Annotated in this window: 17 protein-coding genes and 1 pseudogene; 11 read left to right on the forward strand and 7 right to left on the reverse strand. The window is 42.1% G+C overall.

The genetic code is table 11. From position 1 onward, the window contains the following. Positions 1-35: 35 nt before the first annotated feature. From atpA to ABWO12_RS07230, 8 genes and pseudogenes are all read left to right on the forward strand, one after another. Entirely contained in the window at positions 36-1,610 is a 1,575-nt protein-coding gene (gene atpA / locus ABWO12_RS07195; RefSeq protein WP_353088079.1) for a F0F1 ATP synthase subunit alpha, read from the forward strand. 84 nt (positions 1,611-1,694) lie between these two features. Next, positions 1,695-2,551, forward strand: a pseudogene (atpG, locus tag ABWO12_RS07200) (ATP synthase F1 subunit gamma). An 89-nt stretch (positions 2,552-2,640) separates the two neighbouring features. Then, positions 2,641-4,101, forward strand: a complete 1,461-nt coding sequence (locus ABWO12_RS07205; protein ID WP_353088080.1) for a lipopolysaccharide biosynthesis protein — start codon at positions 2,641-2,643, stop codon at positions 4,099-4,101. 6 nt (positions 4,102-4,107) lie between these two features. After that, positions 4,108-4,542, forward strand: coding sequence for a dUTP diphosphatase (gene dut, locus ABWO12_RS07210; protein ID WP_353088081.1), 435 nt, complete (start codon positions 4,108-4,110; stop codon positions 4,540-4,542). Positions 4,543-4,611: 69 nt separating this feature from the next. Continuing rightward, complete coding sequence (locus tag ABWO12_RS07215; protein WP_353088082.1) at positions 4,612-5,625, forward strand: sugar nucleotidyltransferase; 1,014 nt, start codon at positions 4,612-4,614, stop codon at positions 5,623-5,625. Between the two features lie 3 nt (positions 5,626-5,628). Next, positions 5,629-6,975 (forward strand): tetratricopeptide repeat protein, encoded by a 1,347-nt coding sequence (locus ABWO12_RS07220; protein WP_353088083.1) that lies wholly within the window; start codon positions 5,629-5,631, stop codon positions 6,973-6,975. Then, entirely contained in the window at positions 6,975-7,775 is an 801-nt protein-coding gene (gene lolB1 / locus ABWO12_RS07225; RefSeq protein ID WP_353088084.1) for a lipoprotein insertase outer membrane protein LolB1, read from the forward strand. The genes ABWO12_RS07220 and lolB1 overlap by 1 nt, the downstream gene beginning before the upstream one ends. A gap of 4 nt (positions 7,776-7,779) precedes the next feature. After that, entirely contained in the window at positions 7,780-9,030 is a 1,251-nt protein-coding gene (locus tag ABWO12_RS07230) for a murein hydrolase activator EnvC family protein (RefSeq protein WP_073360341.1), read from the forward strand. A 244-nt stretch (positions 9,031-9,274) separates the two neighbouring features. Here ABWO12_RS07230 and ABWO12_RS07235 read toward each other — a convergent pair whose 3' ends face one another. Both ABWO12_RS07235 and ABWO12_RS07240 read right to left on the reverse strand, forming a co-directional pair. After that, complete coding sequence (locus ABWO12_RS07235) at positions 9,275-9,790, reverse strand: acyl-CoA thioesterase (RefSeq protein ID WP_353088085.1); 516 nt, start codon at positions 9,788-9,790, stop codon at positions 9,275-9,277. A gap of 87 nt (positions 9,791-9,877) precedes the next feature. After that, positions 9,878-10,843 carry an HU domain-containing protein gene (locus ABWO12_RS07240; protein ID WP_353088086.1) on the reverse strand — a complete coding sequence of 322 codons (966 nt, stop codon included), beginning with the start codon at positions 10,841-10,843 and terminating at the stop codon, positions 9,878-9,880. Between the two features lie 103 nt (positions 10,844-10,946). Between ABWO12_RS07240 and dprA the strand changes: the two genes are divergently transcribed. Then, positions 10,947-12,053 (forward strand): DNA-processing protein DprA, encoded by a 1,107-nt coding sequence (gene dprA, locus ABWO12_RS07245; RefSeq protein ID WP_353088087.1) that lies wholly within the window; start codon positions 10,947-10,949, stop codon positions 12,051-12,053. On the opposite strand, the gene ABWO12_RS07250 is transcribed toward dprA, so the two are convergent. Continuing rightward, the gene (locus ABWO12_RS07250; protein ID WP_353088088.1) at positions 12,054-14,537 is read right to left on the reverse strand and encodes an Hsp70 family protein; all 2,484 of its coding nucleotides are present in this window, start codon (positions 14,535-14,537) and stop codon (positions 12,054-12,056) included. A gap of 6 nt (positions 14,538-14,543) precedes the next feature. Beyond that, a complete protein-coding gene (locus tag ABWO12_RS07255) occupies positions 14,544-14,831 on the reverse strand; it encodes a hypothetical protein (RefSeq protein WP_353088089.1) in 288 nt (95 codons plus the stop codon). Between the two features lie 112 nt (positions 14,832-14,943). Between ABWO12_RS07255 and ABWO12_RS07260 the strand changes: the two genes are divergently transcribed. Then, positions 14,944-16,404 carry a hypothetical protein gene (locus ABWO12_RS07260; protein WP_353088090.1) on the forward strand — a complete coding sequence of 487 codons (1,461 nt, stop codon included), beginning with the start codon at positions 14,944-14,946 and terminating at the stop codon, positions 16,402-16,404. A gap of 46 nt (positions 16,405-16,450) precedes the next feature. On the opposite strand, the gene trpS is transcribed toward ABWO12_RS07260, so the two are convergent. Beyond that, the gene (trpS, locus tag ABWO12_RS07265; RefSeq protein ID WP_353088091.1) at positions 16,451-17,413 is read right to left on the reverse strand and encodes a tryptophan--tRNA ligase; all 963 of its coding nucleotides are present in this window, start codon (positions 17,411-17,413) and stop codon (positions 16,451-16,453) included. Positions 17,414-17,466: 53 nt separating this feature from the next. On the opposite strand from trpS, the gene ABWO12_RS07270 reads away from it, so the two are divergent. Continuing rightward, the gene (locus ABWO12_RS07270) at positions 17,467-18,201 is read left to right on the forward strand and encodes a lysophospholipid acyltransferase family protein (RefSeq protein WP_353088092.1); all 735 of its coding nucleotides are present in this window, start codon (positions 17,467-17,469) and stop codon (positions 18,199-18,201) included. 188 nt (positions 18,202-18,389) lie between these two features. On the opposite strand, the gene ABWO12_RS07275 is transcribed toward ABWO12_RS07270, so the two are convergent. Further along, positions 18,390-19,901, reverse strand: a complete 1,512-nt coding sequence (locus tag ABWO12_RS07275; protein ID WP_353088093.1) for an outer membrane beta-barrel protein — start codon at positions 19,899-19,901, stop codon at positions 18,390-18,392. Continuing rightward, a complete protein-coding gene (locus tag ABWO12_RS07280; RefSeq protein ID WP_353088094.1) occupies positions 19,898-20,440 on the reverse strand; it encodes an RNA polymerase sigma factor in 543 nt (180 codons plus the stop codon). Before ABWO12_RS07280 ends, ABWO12_RS07275 begins: the two co-directional genes overlap by 4 nt.

Here is a 20,440-nt window from a genome sequence, read left to right on the forward strand (position 1 = left end):
GTTAATATAAATATAGGTAGATAATCATAAATATTATGGCAGAAATTAAACCTGCTGAAATTTCAGCAATCCTTAAAAAACAACTAACCGGTTTTGAATCGGGAGCTTCTTTGGAAGAAGTAGGAACCGTACTCGAAGTGGGGGATGGTATCGCACGCGTTTACGGGTTATCCAATGCACAATACGGCGAGTTAGTGCAGTTTGATAACGGACTTGAGGCGATTGTATTGAACCTTGAGGAAGACAATGTTGGGGTGGTTCTTTTAGGACCCTCAACGGGAATCAAAGAAGGTTCAACCGTAAAACGTACCCAACGTATCGCTTCTTTGAAAGTCGGTGAGGGAATCGTGGGACGTGTTGTGGATACGCTAGGAAATCCTATCGATGGAAAAGGACCGATCAGCGGTGAGTTGTATGAAATGCCATTGGAACGCAAAGCGCCGGGGGTAATTTTCCGTCAGCCTGTAAACGAACCTCTTCAAACAGGTATCAAAGCGGTTGATGCTATGATTCCAGTAGGTCGTGGTCAGCGTGAGTTGGTTATCGGTGACCGTCAAACCGGAAAAACAACCGTTTGTATCGATACCATTTTGAACCAAAAAGAATTTTTTGACGCAGGTCAACCCGTATATTGTATCTACGTGGCTGTAGGTCAAAAAGCTTCTACCGTGGCAGCTATCGCTAAAACATTAGAAGAAAAAGGTGCTTTGGCGTATACTACAATTGTAGCCGCTAATGCCTCTGACCCAGCTCCAATGCAAGTATATGCTCCTATGGCTGGTGCAGCTATCGGAGAGTACTTCCGTGATACAGGACGTCCAGCTTTGATTGTGTATGATGATTTGTCAAAACAAGCGGTAGCTTACCGTGAGGTGTCGTTGTTGTTACGTCGTCCACCAGGACGTGAAGCGTATCCTGGAGACGTTTTCTACTTGCACTCTCGTTTGTTAGAAAGAGCGGCCAAAGTAATCGCCGATGACGATATCGCCAAAAACATGAATGACTTACCTGAATCCTTGAAACCTATTGTTAAAGGAGGCGGTTCGTTAACAGCACTTCCGATCATCGAAACCCAAGCGGGTGACGTTTCGGCCTATATCCCTACCAACGTAATTTCGATTACAGACGGTCAGATCTTCTTGGAATCCGATTTGTTCAACTCAGGGGTACGTCCTGCGATCAACGTAGGTATTTCCGTATCGCGTGTAGGAGGTAATGCACAAATCAAATCCATGAAAAAAGTAGCGGGTACCTTAAAATTAGACCAAGCGCAATACCGTGAATTGGAAGCGTTTGCCAAATTCGGTTCCGATTTGGATGCGGCCACGTTGAATGTAATTGAAAAAGGAAAACGCAACGTTGAAATCTTAAAGCAATCGGTGAACGATCCGTTTACAGTGGAAGACCAAGTAGCGATTATCTATGCGGGGTCTAAAAACTTGTTGCGTAATGTTCCAGTGAATAAGGTAAAAGAGTTCGAGAGAGATTTCTTAGACTATTTGAACAACAAACACCGCGATACCTTAAACGCTTTGAAAGCGGGTAAATTTGACGATACCATCACGGATGTATTGGAAAAAGCAGCTAAAGAAATCGCAGCAAAATACTAATTGATTATTTTAAATTTTGAATGATAAATTTTAAATGAGTCTTCATTATTTATCATTCAGAATTTATAATTTAAAATAGCAAGAATGGCAAACTTAAAGGAAATTCGCAATAGAATCACCTCGGTACAATCAACGATGCAAATTACATCGGCGATGAAAATGGTTTCTGCTGCTAAGTTAAAAAAAGCGCAAGATGCTATTACAGCCATGCGTCCTTATGCCGAGAAGTTAACGGAATTACTTCAAAACCTTAGCGCTACCATTGAAGGAGATTTAGGTGGAAGCTTTACCGAACAACGGGAAGTAAAAAAGGTATTGATTGTAGCCATTACCTCCAATCGTGGATTATGTGGTGCGTTTAACTCCAATGTGATCAAACAAGTCCGCGCGTTGGAAGAAAGCTACAAAGGAAAAGAAGTAACGATCTATACGATCGGTAAAAAATCAGGCGATGCTTTCCGTAAGACCAATACGCTTGCGGGTGAAAACACGGCTATTTTTGATCAACTTACCTTTGAGAATGCCGCAACCATTGCACAAGATTTGATGGATAAATTTGCTGCTGGCGAATTTGATAAAATTGAATTGGTATACAATCAATTTAAAAATGCAGCCACCCAAATTATCAAAATCGAGCAATTCCTTCCTTTGGCTTCGGGTGAATCGGTACAATCTGCCAGTGCGGATTACATCTTCGAACCAACAAAAGAAGAAATCGTGTTGACATTGATTCCAAAATCATTGAAAACTCAGTTGTACAAAGCGATTCGCGATTCTTTTGCCGCAGAACATGGTGCACGTATGACTGCGATGCATAAAGCTACCGACAACGCTACGGCATTGCGCAACCAATTGAAGTTAACGTACAACAAAGCGCGTCAGGCTGCCATTACCACGAAATCCTGGAGATTGTTGGAGGTGCCGAAGCATTAAAAGGCTAATTATCCCTAGCGATATAAATAAGAGTCGGCATTGTCGGCTCTTTTTTTTGCATTTATATAATCGTTATTTTTGTTAAAAATTCCTACCCTTGAGTCTGTACAAGAACCTCTTTAAACAAACCCTCATCTACGGTCTAGCTACCGTCTTGCCGCGGATTATTAGCTTTTTACTTAATCCACTTTATATCTATTATCTAGAGGATAAAAGTCAGATGGGTATTGTTTCGGTACTTTTTTCCTACCTCGTTTTTTGTAATGTGTTTCTCTCGTATGGCATGGAAACGGCTTTTTTCCGTTTTTTCAATAAAGAAACCGATAAAAATAAGGTCATATCCACCAGTACAATTTCGCTTTTTTGGTCTACGCTAGGGTTTCTGGTGCTTGCACTTTTGTTTCGAAATACGCTCGCCCATGCCACTGGTTTTGCCGTCGAATACATTACCTATGCGCTTTGGATCGTAGCTTTTGATGCGCTGGTGATTATTCCCTTTTCAAAGCTCCGCGCCGAACGGAAACCCATGCAATATGCGGTGATCAAAATTGGAAATGTTAGCCTTCAAATCCTTTTAAGCGTTTTCTTTTTGGCCTTTCTTCCCCAATGGGCTAAGAGTGATCCAAGTGGTTTTTTAGCAACGCTTTACTACCCTAACTTTCAAATTGGATATATTTTTATTGCCAATTTAATAGCTAGTTTGGCGACTTTTTTGGTGTTAATTCCCAATTATACGCAAATCCGTTGGCAATTTGATTTTGCGCTTTGGAAACAAATGATGCGCTATGGCTATCCCATACTTTTTGCGGGTGTTGCCTTTGCCATCAACGAACATTTTGATAAAATTTTATTGGATTGGTTTCACGTTCCCTTAGCCGATATAGGTGCCTATTCTGCCTGTTACAAAATCGGGATGTTTATGGTGTTGTTTCGAACGGCCTATTCCTTGGGCATCGAACCCTTCTTTTTCTCTCATGCTGGGAATGAAAATGCGCCGCAAACCTATGCCACCATCACCAAGTATTTTGTCATTTTCGGGGCCTTTATTTCCTTGGCCGTCATTGCTTTTATCGATTTACTAAAGCAACCTTTGGTGCCTAATGCCGCCTATTGGGATGCGATTAAAGTGGTACCGTTAATTGTGTTTGCTAATTTCTTTTTGGGCATCTACACCAATTTATCCGTATGGTACAAACTGATTGATAAAACCTTATTTGGGGCTTATATTTCCTTGGTTGGGGCTTTGGTAACGCTGGCGCTGAATTATTTGTTGATTCCAAAATACAGCTATTACGGATCGGCCTTGGCGACCATCGCTGCCTATGGAAGCATGATGATTATTTCCTATCAATGGGGAAAAAAGAAGTATCCCATTCCCTATGATTTTAATCGGATTTTTAGTTACCTCGGACTTTCCATCGGGTTTTCAGTATTGGCATTTTATGTGGATTATATTCGTGATAATTATCCTCTTAAAGTACTTTTATTACTCGTATTTTTGTTCTTTATTTATAGAAGTGAAAAAGAGACGCTTTTGCGTATTCTTCGCCGTAAATAACAAGCTATGCAAATTAAAATTATCAACACCTCCGAGCACGACTTACCTGCGTATGAAACCTTGGCTTCTGCGGGTATGGATTTACGGGCGCAATTGTCCGAACCCGTCATGCTTCAGCCGTTAGGTCGTGCCATTATCAAAACAGGATTATTTATTGAATTACCCATCGGTTACGAAGCTCAAGTGCGTCCCCGTAGCGGTTTGGCCGCCAAAAAAGGGATTACCGTATTGAATTCGCCAGGTACCGTCGATGCCGATTATCGGGGTGAAATTGGGGTCATTTTAGTAAATTTATCCCAAGAACCTTTTGTGGTTGAAAACGGGGAACGTATTGCCCAATTGGTGATTGCCAAACACGAACGCGCCGAATGGATTGAGGTCGACGAATTGTCGGAAACTTCCCGGGGTACGGGCGGATTTGGAAGTACTGGAGTCAAATAAATAAAAAATAGCATAACACTTTTCTAATTGAATTTTTTTCAGATTGGAACTCTTAAAACAAAAACAACCATGAAGATTATCGTCCCTATGGCCGGACGCGGATCACGCCTTCGACCTCATACGCTTACGGTACCCAAACCTTTAATTCCTATCGCTGGAAAACCCATCGTTCATCGTTTGGTAGAAGATATTGCGCAAGTCATCAACCAAAAAATTGAGGAAATTGCCTTTATTATCCATAAAGATTTTGGCAAAAAAGTGGAAGAAGACTTAATTGCTATTGCTGAAAAATTGGGCGCACGCGGTACCATTTGTTATCAAAATGAAGCGTTAGGTACGGCCCATGCGATTTTATGTGCCAAAGAAAGCATGACGGGACCGATTGTTGTAGCCTATGCCGATACTTTGTTTCGCGCGGACTTTTCCTTAGACACGTCGGCCGATGCCGTGATTTGGGTTAAACAAGTAGACGATCCAAGTGCTTTTGGAGTGGTGCAATTAAACGACCAAAACCAAATTGTTGATTTTGTCGAAAAACCCAAAACCTTTGTCTCCGATTTAGCCATTATTGGGATTTACTATTTTCAGTCGGGAGAAACTTTACGCTCGGAATTGCAATACCTACTCGATAACAACGTTGTAAAAGGCGGTGAATACCAATTGACCGATGCGTTGGAAAACATGAAGCAGAAAGGCATGAAATTTGTTCCTGGTAAAGTCGATGAGTGGATGGATTGCGGAAATAAAAATGTTACCGTAGAAACCAATTCTCGAATGCTGAACTTTTTGCATCAAGATGGGGTAGAAGCTTTGGTGGCTGCCAATGTAAAATTGGAAAACAGTACCCTTATTCCTCCTTGTCACATTGCAGAAGATGTAATTTTGGTAAATTCCACTGTGGGTCCCAATGTCTCTCTTGGGAAAGGAACTCACGTGGTTAACAGCACGATTAAAAACAGCTTGGTGCAAACCCATGCGCACATCAAAAACGCGCACTTGGATAATGCAATGATTGGCAATCATGCCTCGTTTGATGGGAATTTCACCAGCATAAGTATCGGCGACTATTCCGTTTTAGAATAACCTATGAGACAACGAATTCTTTATAGTGGTTTTTGGACACTTCTGATTTCCAGCACGCTTTGGGCACAAGAGCCTGAGGATACGACGTTGGCACCCGATGCGTTTCAAAACCATTATTATGAAGCGTTGAAACAAAAAGGAATTGAAAATTACGACAAGGCTATCGAAGCGTTGAATCAATGTGAAAAAATTCAACCCAACAATGCCGTAGTGTATTTTGAAAAAGGCAAGAATTTCTATTTCATGAAACGCTATCCAGAGGCTTTTGATATGTTCAAAAAAGTCACCGAAATGGATCCCAATAATCGTTGGGCTTGGGCGGGAATGTATGATATTTGTTACGATACCAAAGACTATAACCGCGCGATTAGCATCGTGGAAAAACTGATTGAATTCAAAGGCGATTACCGTGAAGACTTGTGTTCACTGTATATGTTAACGCAGCAATACGACAAAGCCTTGGACTTAATCAACCGTTTAAATGCGACAGTAGGGAAATCGGAAAAACGCGAGTTGTATAAAGCGCAAATTCTACAAGACGCCAAATTCCAAGGTCCGGAGAAGAACGATTTGGTCGAAAAAATCAAAAAGTTCCCCAAAGATGAAGCCAACTATATCGCTTTGATTTACCTTTATTCACAAAGCAACCAAGAAGAAAAAGCGCTTGAGGTGGCCCGTCAATTGGAGAAAGAGATTCCCACCTCGGAGTGGGCCCAAGTGAGTTTGTTTAAATACCATTTGAATGCTAATGAAGGCGACAAAGCGGTGAAATCAATGCATATCGTTTTGGCTTCGCATAAAATTGATAAAAAAATTAAGCATCGTATTCTTAACGAGTTTTTGATTTTTACCAAAAATAATCCCAATTACGAAAGCGAACTTGATCGTGCCATCGCTTATTTTGATAATGACAAAACCATCCTTGTGGCCAAAGAAATTGGAAAGTTTTATCAAGCCAAGAAAAACGCGACCAAAGCCATAAAGTATTACGAAATGCACCATCGCGCTCATCAAGACGATATGGAAGGTATTTTGCTTTTGCTACAAGCCTACACCGATCAGTTACAGTTTGATCAAGTAGGGCGTTTGTCGGAAGAACAATTAGAGCTTTTTCCAACTCAGCCACAGTTGTACTATTTCTGGGGTTTAGCCCTTAACCAACAACAGCAGTTTAAAAAAGCAAAAGAAATACTCGAAGCGGGTCTTGATTTTATTGTCGATGATGTGGTTTTGGAAATCAATTTTACGCTACAATTGGGAGAGGCTTTTGCCGGTTTGGGTGATACAAAAAAGAAAAATGAATACTTTGAAAAAGCCAATCAGCTTTTAGAAAAAACCAAAAGACGCTAATGCAACGTTCGATTTTATATACTTTTTATCTTCTCAGCACGAGTTTGTTGTTCGGATTGACCTCGTGTAAATCCAAAGCAGTGGCTATCGCCGAAAGTGCTGCGGTGACCAATGAGATTCCAGCCCTACAAATCATTGACAAATACAATGTCAACGCCCTTGATTTTACTACCTTAAATATCAAAGCGTCAGCTAAGTTTGAAGATGCCAACCAATCGCAAAATGTGATGGCCGAAATTCGGATGAAGAAGAATGAAAAAATAATGGTTATCATTCGTGTACTTGGAATTACAATGGCCAAAGCCTTGATTACTCCCGAGTCGGTGCGCTATTACGATAAAATTGGGAACAAGTATTTTGAAGGGGATTACTCTTCACTCAGCCGTTGGTTGGGTACTGATTTGGATTTTTTCAAAATACAAAGTCTGTTTTTGGGCAAATCCGTCGATGATTTTTCCAAAGGGAAATACAAGGTGTCCATCGCCGATAAATGGTACCGTTTGCAAGCGCTTGAAACCGAAGGCATCGATAAATCTTTCTATTTAGAAGGCGATAATTATTTGATCAAAAAGCAAGAAATCAACCAGCCTCAATTGGATCGCGCTTTACAAGTCACGTATCCCGATTACAGCAAAACCAATGAGAAGTTTTTACCCTTGCAAATGCTGTTGGAAGCCCGTTTGCAAGAGCAAAAAACCCTCATTGATGTGGAATATAAAAACGTTAACTTCAACGAGGAGCTCACGTTTCCGTATCAAGTACCTGAAGGATTTGAACGTATAGAAATTGAAAAGAAGTAATCCTATGTCGCACAAGTTTAGTACTCTTATCGCGTTGTTATGCACGGTTTTGGCAACGGCTCAGCTCACTCAAGAAGAGCTTGAACAGCGCAAAGCCAAATTGCAACAGGAGATCATCGAAAAAGAACGCCAATTGCAAGAAGTGCGTTCCAAGGAGAAATCGGTGACCAAGTTATTGGACATCCAAAAGGAAAAGATAGGGCTGAAAGAAAAGTTGATTAACACTACCACCAAGCAGACCAAGATTCTCAACGACAATATTTACCTGAATCAGCTCGAAATCAATCGCTTGAAAAAAGAGCTGGACGTTTTGAAAAAGGATTATGCCGAAATGATTCTCAAATCCTATAAAAGCCGCTCCCAACACAGCCGGGCGATGTTTTTATTGTCTTCAGAAAACTTTACTCAGGCCTACAAACGCTTGCAATATATGAAGCAATATGCGGGGTATCGGAAAATGCAAGGACAAGAAATTAAAGACAAAACCGATAAATTGGCCAACCATTATACGGAACTTAACAAACAAAAAGAGGAAAAGGAAGTTCTTTTGGCCGAGCAACAAAAGCAACGCGAAGATTTAGAAAAAGAACGCCAAGAGCAAGAGAAATTAGCCAATAGTCTCAAAAAGAATAAAAAACAATTGGCTGCTGAAATTCGCAAAAAAGAACAAGAGTCGCGTAAGATTGACGCTCAAATTCAAAAATTAATTCGGGAAGCCATTGCCGAAGCCAACCGGAAAGCTGCGGCAGCCAAAGCCAAAGCCAATCCGAAAACCACCACCGCTGCGGAAACCAAAAAAATTGAATCTTCAACCAAAATCGTGTTGACTCCCGAAGGAAAAATTATTTCCGACAATTTCAAGGCCAACCGCGGAAGTCTGCCCTGGCCTGTGGAGCGCGGGGTGATTAGTCTCGGGTTTGGTGACCAACCGCATCCCGTGTACAAATCGCTTGTGGTGCATAACAGTGGTATTGACATTACGACTGATGCCAACGCTAATGTTCGCGCTGTTTTCAAAGGTGAGGTAGCGCAAATTCAGAAGATTGGAAATAAATTTGCCGTTTTGATTAAGCACGGGGATTATTTTACCATCTACCACAACTTGAGTTCGGTATCGGTTACCGAAGGCGAAAATGTGAGTGCCAAGCAATCGTTGGGTCGTGTAAAAACCGACGCTGACGGCAAGGCGGTATTGCGGTTTATGATCTCACAAAACGCGAGTTATGTCAATCCTTCGCCGTGGTTAAAACGATAGGTCGCGGCGGTAAAGAAAGCTTTCATTTATTCTTCTTTTGAAAGTAGAAACGGCGATACAGCCCCGGTAGCAGTGGAAATCCTGTGGAGCGTAGCGGAGCAGATTGAAACGGATGACGGGACCGCTTGTGTATCGGGGCACAACGTTCTTGCTGCCGTATAAAAAAAGCGCCCCGAAGAGCGCTTTGCATTGGTTTATTTGAACAGGATCTCTCTTTTCAGTGAGAAGTAGGTCAAATTGAAAATTAATTTTCAGTGAATAACGCTTTTAATTCGGTTGCATCATTAGCTTTCATTTTTCCAGCCAAGACTAAGCTCAATTGTTTTCGGCGTAATGCGGCAGCAAAGCGAGCTTGTTCCTCCTCAGTTTGAGGTTCCAATGGCGGTACGGGTACGGGATTTCCCATTTCGTCTACGGCCACAAAGGTATAAATCGCTTCGTTGGCTTTGGAGCGAATTCCAGACTCTCGATCTTCAATCCACACGTCAAGGTAAATTTCCATCGATGAAGTAAAGGCACGAGACACCTTGGCTTCAATGGTGACCACACTACCCAAAGGAATCGAGCGATTAAAGGCCACATGGTTGACAGAGGCCGTCACCACAATACGACGGGAGTGCCGACGGGCAGCAATACTAGCCGCTCGATCCATACGTGCCAAGAGTTCACCTCCAAACAAGTTATTCAACGGATTGGTTTCGCTGGGAAGAACTAAATCGGTTAAAACGGTTAACGAATCGGCAGGATATTTTGGTGTCATAGAATGAATTTTGCTGCAAAGGTACTAAAACCACCAAGGTCTGAGGTGCGGTAAAAAGCAAAAAAAATCCCAAAAAAATGGGATTTATTACAATTCTTCAATCAGTACCCAAGCTTCTGGGTTATGAGATTTTTGTACCGTTTCCATTTGGTTTCGGGCGTCACTGTATCGCGCATAACTGCCATACAAAACAGGATAAAGTCCGTGTTTATTTGGTCCTATTTTTCGTGCGGGGAAACCTAATTTCTTTAGTTCATACAAAACCCGATCGGCATTGGCCTCTAAACGAAAAGCGCCTGCCACGACATGGTAGGGTAATTTTTCTTGCTGAACCGTCAAGGATACAGCGGGAAGCGTTTCAATAGGGTTGTCTAATAAAAATGTAGCGTTTGCAATTTTTTGGTGCACTTGGCTTTGTACTTTTTGTTGTACGGCCAAAGTAGCTTCTTGAACTTGTTTTTCGTAGTATTGGTTACCAAAATAGCCTCCCGACCCTAAAAGTCCCGCGCCGAAAACAAAGATGGCGGCATATTTTAACCATGGGGCGCTTGTTTTTTCAGTGCCTAATGGAATCACGGGTATTTCCTCCGTAGCGGTTTCTGGTGCTATAGCTTCCAAATGCACAAGTACTTCCCGTTGTACAGCGGGCGAAATAACCGGACTGAGTCCAAAAGCTTCGGTCAAATAATTGACTTGTTCTTGGGGCGTGAAGACCACATTTTTATCGGACGTATAGCGAAGTTCACCAATATTACGCAACGCGATAGTTCCTACTTCTTGAAGACGCAGTTTCCATTCGTGTACGGCGTGTTCAATTCCGTTTACAGCCACTTCGTAGGAAATTTTCTCTGTTTGCGCAATATGATTTGCCAACAGGCCATCGTTGTTTTTTAAATACGCATTAAAAGAAATTACTTTTTTGGGCGGAAAAAAGGTTTGAGCGGCCCCATGCCACTGAGCGGACTGGGTTTCCGTAAGAAAGGCACCCAATCCCGGCACCGTAACACATTGGTAACGGTACAGCAACTGTGTGATATATGGTTCAATCTTCATAATGGCAAATTTAAAGAATTCGAGACGCTAACAAAATTTTATCAACAAACTTTGTTAACATTTTTCAAATCCTTTTTATACTTTTGTCGTTCAAATTTAATTTATGCGCCATTCAGATTTAATTGCCACCTTGGCCTTACTTCAGGTCGACGGAATCGGTTCCGTTTTAGCCAAAAAACTCATTCAACGTTTCGGTTCGGCTGCCGAAGTTTTTCATGCAAAACCGCGTCATATTGCCGCAATAGAAGGACTTGGTTCTCAAGTAGCGCGCCAGTTTAAGAGTCCAGATTTGTTTGTAAAAGCCGAAAAAGAGTTTCTTTTTTTGGAACAAAAAGGCTATACGGCGCATTATTTTATGGCGTCGGATTATCCCGAACGTCTCAAGCATTGTTACGATGGTCCTGTCTTGTTGTTTGGATCAGGTAAGATGGATTTGAATCCCCAACGGATGATTAGCATCGTGGGAACCCGAGAAATTACACCGTATGGTATTGATTTTACCCGAAAATTATTGGAGGATTTGGCCCCGCTTAACCCCGTTATTGTTAGTGGTTTTGCCTATGGTGTGGATATTGTGGCCCATCGAACGGCTATGGAGTTGGCGCTTCAAACAATAGGCGTACTGGCGCATGGACTCAATCAAATGTATCCCAAGCCCCACAAGAAATATCGTTCACGAATGGAAGCGTGCGGCGGATTCCTAACGGAGTTTCGCAGTGATGCCAATCCCGATCGGGAAAATTTTGTACGCCGAAATCGTATCGTTGCAGGGATGTCGGAGGCCACTATTGTTATCGAAAGCGCCGAAAAAGGAGGTTCGCTAATAACTGCGCACTGGGCCAACGAATACAATCGGGAGGTTTTTGCGGTTCCGGGGCGTTGTACCGATCGATTTAGTCAAGGCTGTAACACCTTGATCAAAACCCAGCGTGCACATTTGCTCAATAGTGCCGCCGATTTAATGTACCATTTGAATTGGGAGTTGGAACCAAAATCCAACTCGCGCGGGGTTCAAAAGCAATTGTTTGTTGAATTAACAACCGAAGAACAGCAGCTGTACACGATTTTACAACAGCAGGGCAAAATGCTCTTGGATGAATTGGCTTTACACGGTCAATTTCCAGTTTCCAAAGTGTCGATGCTTTTGTTGAACATGGAACTCAAAGGTGTAGTGCGTCCTTTACCGGGCAAATGGTTTGAAGCGGTGTAATTATTTTAATCCCAAATCGCCATCGAAGTTTTCCCATTCGTCCCGCGATTTCGGTTTTACCCGTAACAAATCCCACAATTGATAACAAATGGCTTTCAGTTCCGGAATATTCTCGCGTTCAATCGCCGTTTCGCCCAAAGCGACCAGTTTCATGAATTTATGGGTATCCGTGTACTCGTTTTCATCCAAGAAGCGGTAGTAATAAAAAGCATTGTAGAAACGCTGGTCTTGCTTCATATAAATACTGTCGTACAAATCGTCCAAGGCTTTTGTTTTTTGACGAACCATGTATTTATTGTTCGATTGTAAAACCTCCTTTTCATTACGGATAATTTTTTCAAATTCTTCCTTTTGTTTGGGTGTGGCCACTTCCAAATAGCTTTCTAATGCTTCTCGCGTTTTTTGGTATTCTTCGATTTCTAGCAAAACATGCTTGTGACGCACCAAATCATCATAGGCTTGAATGGTCAACCGTTTCATTTCATCGAGTTGATATTTCCGATCGGTCGATTGGTCAAAGGCTCCCTCTAGCGCTTCTTGGTGTAGCACTATGAGATGGTCTTTGATGCGCTTGAGTTGCGCCAAATAGGTAAAGTTTTCCTCGTCTTCGGAGTCGTTCATTTCAGCTTCAATTTCTTCTATCACCGCATTGATTTCAAGCGCCACTTTATCCAATGCAACGTGTCGTTGATGCGGGTTGAAGACTTCATTGATTTCTAAATCCAAAGCGCCAATGTAAACACTAACACTCAAATCACGGGATTCAGAGATTTTGAAATGGAGTTCGATATCCATTCCTTTAATCAAATCCATGGGAAGGTTTTTACCTGTAATTTCGATGTATCCAATACTGAGGTTGCTCCCAATCATACCACCGGCATTGCCTTCGACGATATTGATGATTAACTTTTCGTCGGAGTTTTTTAAAACATTTTTGGACGTGGTTTTGTACACGGTTTTTTTTAAGGGCAGGATGTCATTTTTCTTAAAAATCCGTTCCATAAATGTTTTTCCAGCATCTTCATCAACTTCCAAGCAAATGTCGTTGGGTAAGGGTTGCCCCATGATGTTATAGAGTCCGTTGGTGATAGCAATGGATGTATTTTGATACACTATATTTTGGTGTTCATCCAACAGATAGAGTGTAAATTGGTTGGTGGCTTTTTCCAACAATGGCACAAATTCGGTAATTTTTGAACTCGCTCGAAGTACGCCCGTGTCAAATCCGCCGTCGGCCCGTGTAAGTCGATAGAATCCTAGAAAAGGCGATTGAATCAAAACGGCAATTAGCTCCTCAGCGTCTTTGGAGTGGGGTTCAAAAACAATTTCAACAGCGGGTTCATTTTGAGGGGTTGTGCTTGGAGCCGCGGTAACTTCTTTACGCTCCAACGGTTTGGCGCCTGCATAATAAGCTGCTCCGATGACCACGGCTGTCGTTGGGTCGACATGGGTATCGACAGGAATACCGCTGCGCAAACCCAATTGCTCTCGGATATACGGAATATAGGTAGTACCTCCCACCAAGATAATTCGGTTGATCGCCGAAAAAGGCATCGTATTATCTGCCAGCAAGCCTTCGGTGAGTTGATAAGATTCTTCAAATTTATCCCGAAGCACGGACTCCAATTCTACGCGACTAAGGTCAATATCGAGAAAAGCATCCCAAAAAGGAATGTCCAATTCAATCGCGGTTTGCGTTTTTATCGAAAGCTCTTTTTTGGCTTCTTCCGCTTTAAACAATAACTCGAAATAGAGTTTTTTGCAATCGGCCTCTTCACCCGAGAGCATTCTTCTCCACAGTTGGGTTTGTCCCGTTGCCTGTTCTATTTTGGGGCAAATAATTTTTTCAACCAAAAGATTATCCAAATCAACACCTCCCAAAAAATTATTGCCTTTGTGGTCCAATACTTTCAATTCCCGATGGTCGATTCGTACCAAAGCGACATCAAAAGTACCGCCTCCAAAATCGTACACCAACCAATGTTGCACCGCGGTCAAATCCATCGATTGACTGTTGGAATAGGCCAAACAAGCAGCGATAGGTTCTTGCAATAAAACCACTTCGTCAAAGCCCGCCAAGTACCCTGCTTTTTTGGTGGCGTTGGTTTGAATGGTGTCAAAGGAAGCAGGAATGGTAATTACGGCTGCCTTGGGTTGTTCGGGTTGGGTAAAATTGACCAACTCTTTCAACACCATGGAAGATAGATCGACGGGTGTCAACGGTTTTTCCCAATCGGGTACCGTGAATGTGCTGTCGGAGCCCATTTTTCTTTTGAACGAGGCAAAGACATTTTCCGATTGGGTGAGCATCAATTCGCGAGCTTTGTCGCCAATTTGAATGCGGCCTTTTCGAAAGGACACCACAGAGGGCAGGGTGTCTTTGAACCCTACTGGATTTTTATACAAGCTTATTTTCCCGTTTTCATACCGGGCTATGGCCGAGTTGGTCGTGCCCAAGTCGATTCCAAAATTGATATTACTCATGTTGATTTATTCTACGATTACCACCCCTTTTTGAATCAATACGTACCCGTTGGCCTCTTCGCGATAGATGATGGGTTTGAGGACTTTGGTAATTTTTTTGGCTCCAGGATGCATTAAACTCGCTTCCAGCGCCGTGTCGCGTTCATCATACGGTTGTCCCAAGGGATTTACGATTTTGTAACCCATTTCGGTAAATTCATGTTGGATACGATTAAAGTTGCGCTCAAAGTGGGGGAGTTGATGCTCTAAAGATTTTTTTTCGATTTCAAAAAATTGATTGATTAAGGCTTCCATAGCGGACTATTTTCAGTCAGCAAGATACAATTTATTGTTTTTTTGTCGACCATCAATTCTGATAAATCCACTATTATTCTATTTTTGCTTTTCGCATTTAATTCCAGCCGCAATGAATATTATTCGTTTGTATGAAACTCTCGCTATCGATACCACGACATTACGAACTATTTCGGAAAGCGACATCATTCGTATTGAAAAGCAAATCAACATCGCCAAGCGACTGGATGCCTCTATTGATGCCAATGTAGCGGCCTATTTGATCGAAGCGCTTCGCCGTTATCCAGAGGCTTTTTATATCCTCACACAACAGCCCGAATTGTATAATTTATGGGCGGGTACATCGTATCCAAATACTCATTTTACGGCTGTCGAAACCCCCACAGATTTTGAGGCAATTCAGGCTTTAATTCAAGCCTATTTGTTGGATGATTTGGCCTTAGCGATAGAGCAAAAAATGGCCGAAAACAAGTTTGAAGACCTCCTAAAATTAATGGCTTATCACGCTTTTTTCCCCGAGGAGCTTCAGCAACGGATTTTGCGAAAATGTACCCAAAAAATCGATTTTGCGGTAAATCAATTTCATAATTCACACACCGATACCGCACGAATTGCTTATATTAAAACGAGTAGTTTTTACCGATTTCTTAATTTTTTCACCACGCCTGAATTGGATGATAAAATTCAGACGCTTTTAAATATCGTTGTCGATGCCTTCAACAACAAAACGCATTCTTCTGCCGATACGGTGATGGTGGCCATGGCGTCGTATAAACCCTTTGATGAGGAGCTGGAGGAAACCTTACTAAACAATCGTGATGTTGTTTTTGGAAATCCGAACACCACTTCTCGATCTACCTCCGGGTTCAATTGGCGCGTTTTTTTTGTCATTGCTTTCATCTTATTTAAGATAGCCGTTGTATCCGATCGATGTGACCGTGATTCCAATGCGCCTCCTATCGAATTGGAAGGGTTAACGGTAGATTCTTCGGGGGTAAAGCTCGATCGGTATTACACGCAAATGCGCTTTAAAATTGATAGTTTTCAAGTGTTTTTAACCCAATTTGATCCGTCAAAAATTACGCAGGTCAAACCCAAAGATCGTTTGGTTACGGGGAGTAATCCGTTTACCACCTTTTACAATGATCAAGTGAGTTCATCAGGAAATGAGCGTTTTCAACGGATTAAAAACAAAACCAATTACGATGTCATCGTGTTGGAAAATGTCATTGTTTACGATAGCATCAAAATGCCTGCAAAAGCTTATTATATTAAGGCCAAAGAATCTTTTGAATTGAATACCAGTGATTATAACAAACGCATTTTAAATTTTTATGTAGGGCGCAATTTAGCCTCCTTTCAAGATCCTTCACGGTATTATTTTATTGGAAATCATTCAGAAGTAGAATACCGATTCAGCATCTTGGCACCCAATGCAAAAGCGTTAATTAAGGAAAATTGTCGTTTTGAAGGACCTATTGTGATACGGGAAGAAAAGGGCCAAGTTGAGGTCATTACCCAAGAGTCCAATGCCACTTTGGAGGAAATTAAAGATGCAGCTACGATAAAATAAAAAAAGACCTAAAGTTTTAAAATTCAGGTATTTAGTGTTATTCAAATCAAAGTTTTTGGCGAACCCGTTGCAAAACACCCTCAGCAATGGCGCCAGCTTTGCTTGCCCCTTTTGCTAAAAAGGCATCGACTTCATCCAAGTGATTCATATAGTATTCGTAGCGCGCGCGTTCGGTTTTGAATTTTTCACAAATCAATTCAAACAAGGCTTGTTTGGCATGTCCATACCCATAATTGCCTCCTTCATAATTTTGCCGCATTTGAGCCACTTGAGCCGCATCACCCAATAATTTATATAAGGCAAAAACTTTGCAAGTATCGGGATTCTTCGGTTCTTCAAGTGGTGTACTATCGGTTTCGATACGCATGATTTGCTTGCGCAACGCTTTGTCGTCTACAAAAATGGTAATGGTATTGTCTCGAGATTTACTCATTTTATGACCGTCGGTACCCGGAATATACTGCGTTTCTTCGTTTATGGTCGCTTCGGGGAGCACAAAGGTTTCTCCCATTTGGTGGTTAAAACGTGCTGCCACATCGCGTGTGATTTCTAAATGTTGCAATTGATCTTTTCCCACCGGCACAAATTCGGCATCATACAATAAAATATCGGCGGCCATCAACATAGGATAGGTAAACAATCCCGCATTAACATCTTCCAAACGATCGGCTTTATCCTTGAACGAATGCGCCAACGTAAGGCGTTGAAAAGGGAAAAAACAACTCAAATACCACGACAATTCTGCCGTTTGCGGCACATCGCTTTGGCGGTAAAAAATCACTTTGTCGGTGTCCAATCCACACGCCAACCATACGGCCGCGGTGCTGTAGGTATTCGCCCGTAAGGTTTCCCCGTCTTTGATTTGGGTAACCGAATGCAAGTCGGCGATAAACAAAAACGTTTCATTGCCCGGGGTTTGCGACATTTCAATGGCTGGAAGTATGGCGCCCAAAAGATTGCCTAAATGAGGCGTGCCCGTACTTTGTATGCCCGTTAGAATTTTTGCCATAGTTTTTCAATTGTGTCGCAAATGTAAACTAAAATTGCTTTATTTTTGGGGCTATGCGTGCGTTTAAAATAATTTTTTGGACCCTTTATCGGATTTGGTTTTACATACTTGTAGCGGCACCTATTTTGGTGTTATTCCCTTTTTTAGTGGTTTCCATTTTAAAAGAACGTTGGTACCCCTATTTTTTTAAGTTGGCTCAAATTTGGGCCAAATGCATTCTAATGGGCATGGGATTTCGGTGTAAAGTTACCTTCTTACAAGAACCTGAACCCGGGAAGAGTTATATGTTTATTGCCAACCACACCTCGATGACCGATATTATGCTGATGTTGGCAACGGTTCGCAACCCTTTTGTTTTTGTGGGTAAAAAAGAGTTGGCAAAGATTCCTTTGTTTGGCTTTTTTTACAAGCGAACCAGTATTTTGGTCGATCGCAGCAATCAAAAGAGTCGGATGGCCGTGTACGAACGCGCGCAACGCCGTTTGAACATGGGCTTGAGTATTTGTATATTTCCCGAAGGTGGCGTCCCCGATGAAAGCGTGCTATTGGACGATTTTAAAGACGGTGCTTTCCGTTTGGCTATTGAACACCAAATTCCCATTGTTCCGATTACATTTTTTGACAATAAAGAGCGTTTTTCCTATACCTTTTTTAGCGGTAGCCCCGGAAAAATGCGGGTTAAAATCCATCCTTTTATAGAAACAAAAGGGCTGCCTTTAGAGGCTAAAAAAGAGCTCAAAGATCGGGCGAGACAAATCATTTTAACAGATTTGCAAGCCCATCATTAGGGCGTTCCCCCTCCATACTTCCGGGGTCAGGCTTTCCGTTGCAATCCGGCACCTCCGTAAACTACGGCGCCGGGATTTCCACTGCAATCCTTAACGCAAACAAAAAGAGTGTCCGGCCGAGACACTCTTTTTTGTTACCCTCCTGAGAGTAGTAACACCACTTAACTAAATTAATATCTTCGATGCCGTTAAAAGGTATACATCACACCCGTATACAATCCCATGAGATAAGGTCTGAAATTTCCAGCATCACTACGATAGGGATTAAATTGGTATTTGAATGTGGGTTCAATCCGCGCTTGCCAATTTTTGAAAAAGCGATAATGCATGCCTAAACCTAAGTTTCCACTAAAATGAACTGGGTTGAGGTTGGTCGCTTCTCCAATAAGGAGATTCAGCGTATTGGATTGTAAATAGATTTCGTTTTGATTCAAAACAAACGTACTCATACCGCCTAATACTTGCAATCCCCATTTTTTGGATCCAAATTGATACGCTAATTCCACAGGGATCTCTAAATACCCCGTGCGTTGTACTATCGATCCTTCAAACATTTCCGTCATTCGGTTGTATGGACGAACATTGTTGAGACTTTCAATGACAATAGATGCGCCTACAGCATTTAACGAAATGTTTTGAATGCGACTGCTAACATCAGGGCGCATATAATACACAATACCATCGGTTTCATAACCTAAACGAACCATGTTGACTCCCGATCGAAGGGTGAGCTTATTGTTTAAAGCATAGCCAACACCCACACCATAACTGAAATTTTCTGCAGTGTAGCGCTTTTCATTTTCCGTTAAGGATGGATCTAATGGAGAGCCTTGTGACAACGAACTGAAGTAAATAGGGGCGAGCTGTGTGCCAACTAGCCACCTATTTAATTTCGGTTCGGAAAAGGTTTTCTTTTCTTTTTCATGTAGCAATTCTTCCAACGCATTTTTCGATTTTTCGGCAACAGCAGTGCTGTCTTTAGCCGTATGTAAAGGGGTATTGGAAACAATGGGTGAGGGAGTGACAGCGTGGGTCACAGGGTTGGTTGTGTCGGGAAGCAATGTCTTCTCAGTATTCAAAGCCAATCGTTCAGCGCCAGAAGCAGGAACGGTTTCAGGAAATTGTTGCTTTTCAGGGATAACAGTACTGTTGTTATTGTTCGGTGTAATGGCATTGCGGGTCCCTACAGCGTCTTGCGGGCTTCCCAACGGGTTATTTACTTGCCCGTTAAAACCGTTGTTTTTTTGTTCTTTTTTTGAAGACAAAGCAACCGCTTTTTTCGTTGTATATCCCTTGCTATATACTCGAACAGAAGAGGAGACATCAGTAGAATATGCGGACTTTGTTGCCGCATTCGGTAGGGTAGCTACCGCTTCGTTGTCTCCTGAACTTTTCGAGGAAGTGTAACCATTGGGTAAAGATGGGGAAGCAGCGTTCCCTTTTACAGGTGCGTTAACAACGGTTGGGTTCGAAGCAGGATTGCTGGGAGCAACGGTATCCGAAAAAGGGGCACGGATAAAGAGTCCGACCAAAAAGGCCGCAGCGACACCGCTATAGAACCACCAAATGGGAATCACGCGGCGTTTCTTTTTCTCCTGCAGTTTATCTTTGATGTTCAACCACAACGCTTCGTCGGGCTGCACCTCGAAGTCCTCGAGGGACTCTTGAAATCGCTTTTTGAATTCGTGTGGATGTTTCATTGTAGTTTAGGCATTTTTGAACTTCCGGTAAGGAGTTCGATTTTTTGTTTTAAAATTAATTTCGCTCGGGATAAATTGGATTTGGAAGTACCAACTGTAATTCCAAGCGCATCAGCAATCTCTTGGTGACTGTACTCTTCGAACACATATAGGTTAAAAACCAGTCGATAGCGTTCGGGGAGTTCTTGCACGATACGAAATAAAAACTCGGGCGGGATACCCTCATCAACTTCTACTTCGACTTCGTCGGGGATATTTTCATCCACCACATTTAAGTAGTTTTTTTTTCGAAATTGTTGCAACAAGTGGTTTACAAAAACCTGGCGCAACCATCCGTCAAAGGAACCTTTAAATTCGTACTGCGCAATTTTGTCAAAGACCAACAAAAACCCTTCCTGAAAATAGTCTTGGGCTTCATCTCGATTGGGAACATATTTCAAACAAACCGCTAACATTTTACCCGCATAACGCCGGTATAATTGTTCTTGGGCTTGAATGTCTTTTTTTTGACATCCATGTATGATTTGTTCTAACTCCAA

The organism is Flavobacterium sp. (genome assembly GCF_040379285.1).
GTDB lineage: Bacteria > Bacteroidota > Bacteroidia > Flavobacteriales > Flavobacteriaceae > Flavobacterium.

Bases quoted from the DNA above. Each gene is read 5' to 3' on its own strand.
- atpA (WP_353088079.1), top strand. From the start codon at position 36: ATGGCAGAAATTAAACCTGCTGAAATTTCAGCAATCCTTAAAAAACAA.
- dut (WP_353088081.1), top strand. From the start codon at position 4,108: ATGCAAATTAAAATTATCAACACCTCCGAGCACGACTTACCTGCGTAT.
- ABWO12_RS07215 (WP_353088082.1), top strand. From the start codon at position 4,612: ATGAAGATTATCGTCCCTATGGCCGGACGCGGATCACGCCTTCGACCT.
- ABWO12_RS07220 (WP_353088083.1), top strand. From the start codon at position 5,629: ATGAGACAACGAATTCTTTATAGTGGTTTTTGGACACTTCTGATTTCC.
- lolB1 (WP_353088084.1), top strand. From the start codon at position 6,975: ATGCAACGTTCGATTTTATATACTTTTTATCTTCTCAGCACGAGTTTG.
- ABWO12_RS07230 (WP_073360341.1), top strand. From the start codon at position 7,780: ATGTCGCACAAGTTTAGTACTCTTATCGCGTTGTTATGCACGGTTTTG.
- ABWO12_RS07235 (WP_353088085.1), bottom strand. From the start codon at position 9,790: ATGACACCAAAATATCCTGCCGATTCGTTAACCGTTTTAACCGATTTA.
- ABWO12_RS07240 (WP_353088086.1), bottom strand. From the start codon at position 10,843: ATGAAGATTGAACCATATATCACACAGTTGCTGTACCGTTACCAATGT.
- dprA (WP_353088087.1), top strand. From the start codon at position 10,947: ATGCGCCATTCAGATTTAATTGCCACCTTGGCCTTACTTCAGGTCGAC.
- ABWO12_RS07250 (WP_353088088.1), bottom strand. From the start codon at position 14,537: ATGAGTAATATCAATTTTGGAATCGACTTGGGCACGACCAACTCGGCC.
- ABWO12_RS07255 (WP_353088089.1), bottom strand. From the start codon at position 14,831: ATGGAAGCCTTAATCAATCAATTTTTTGAAATCGAAAAAAAATCTTTA.
- ABWO12_RS07260 (WP_353088090.1), top strand. From the start codon at position 14,944: ATGAATATTATTCGTTTGTATGAAACTCTCGCTATCGATACCACGACA.
- trpS (WP_353088091.1), bottom strand. From the start codon at position 17,413: ATGGCAAAAATTCTAACGGGCATACAAAGTACGGGCACGCCTCATTTA.
- ABWO12_RS07270 (WP_353088092.1), top strand. From the start codon at position 17,467: ATGCGTGCGTTTAAAATAATTTTTTGGACCCTTTATCGGATTTGGTTT.
- ABWO12_RS07275 (WP_353088093.1), bottom strand. From the start codon at position 19,901: ATGAAACATCCACACGAATTCAAAAAGCGATTTCAAGAGTCCCTCGAG.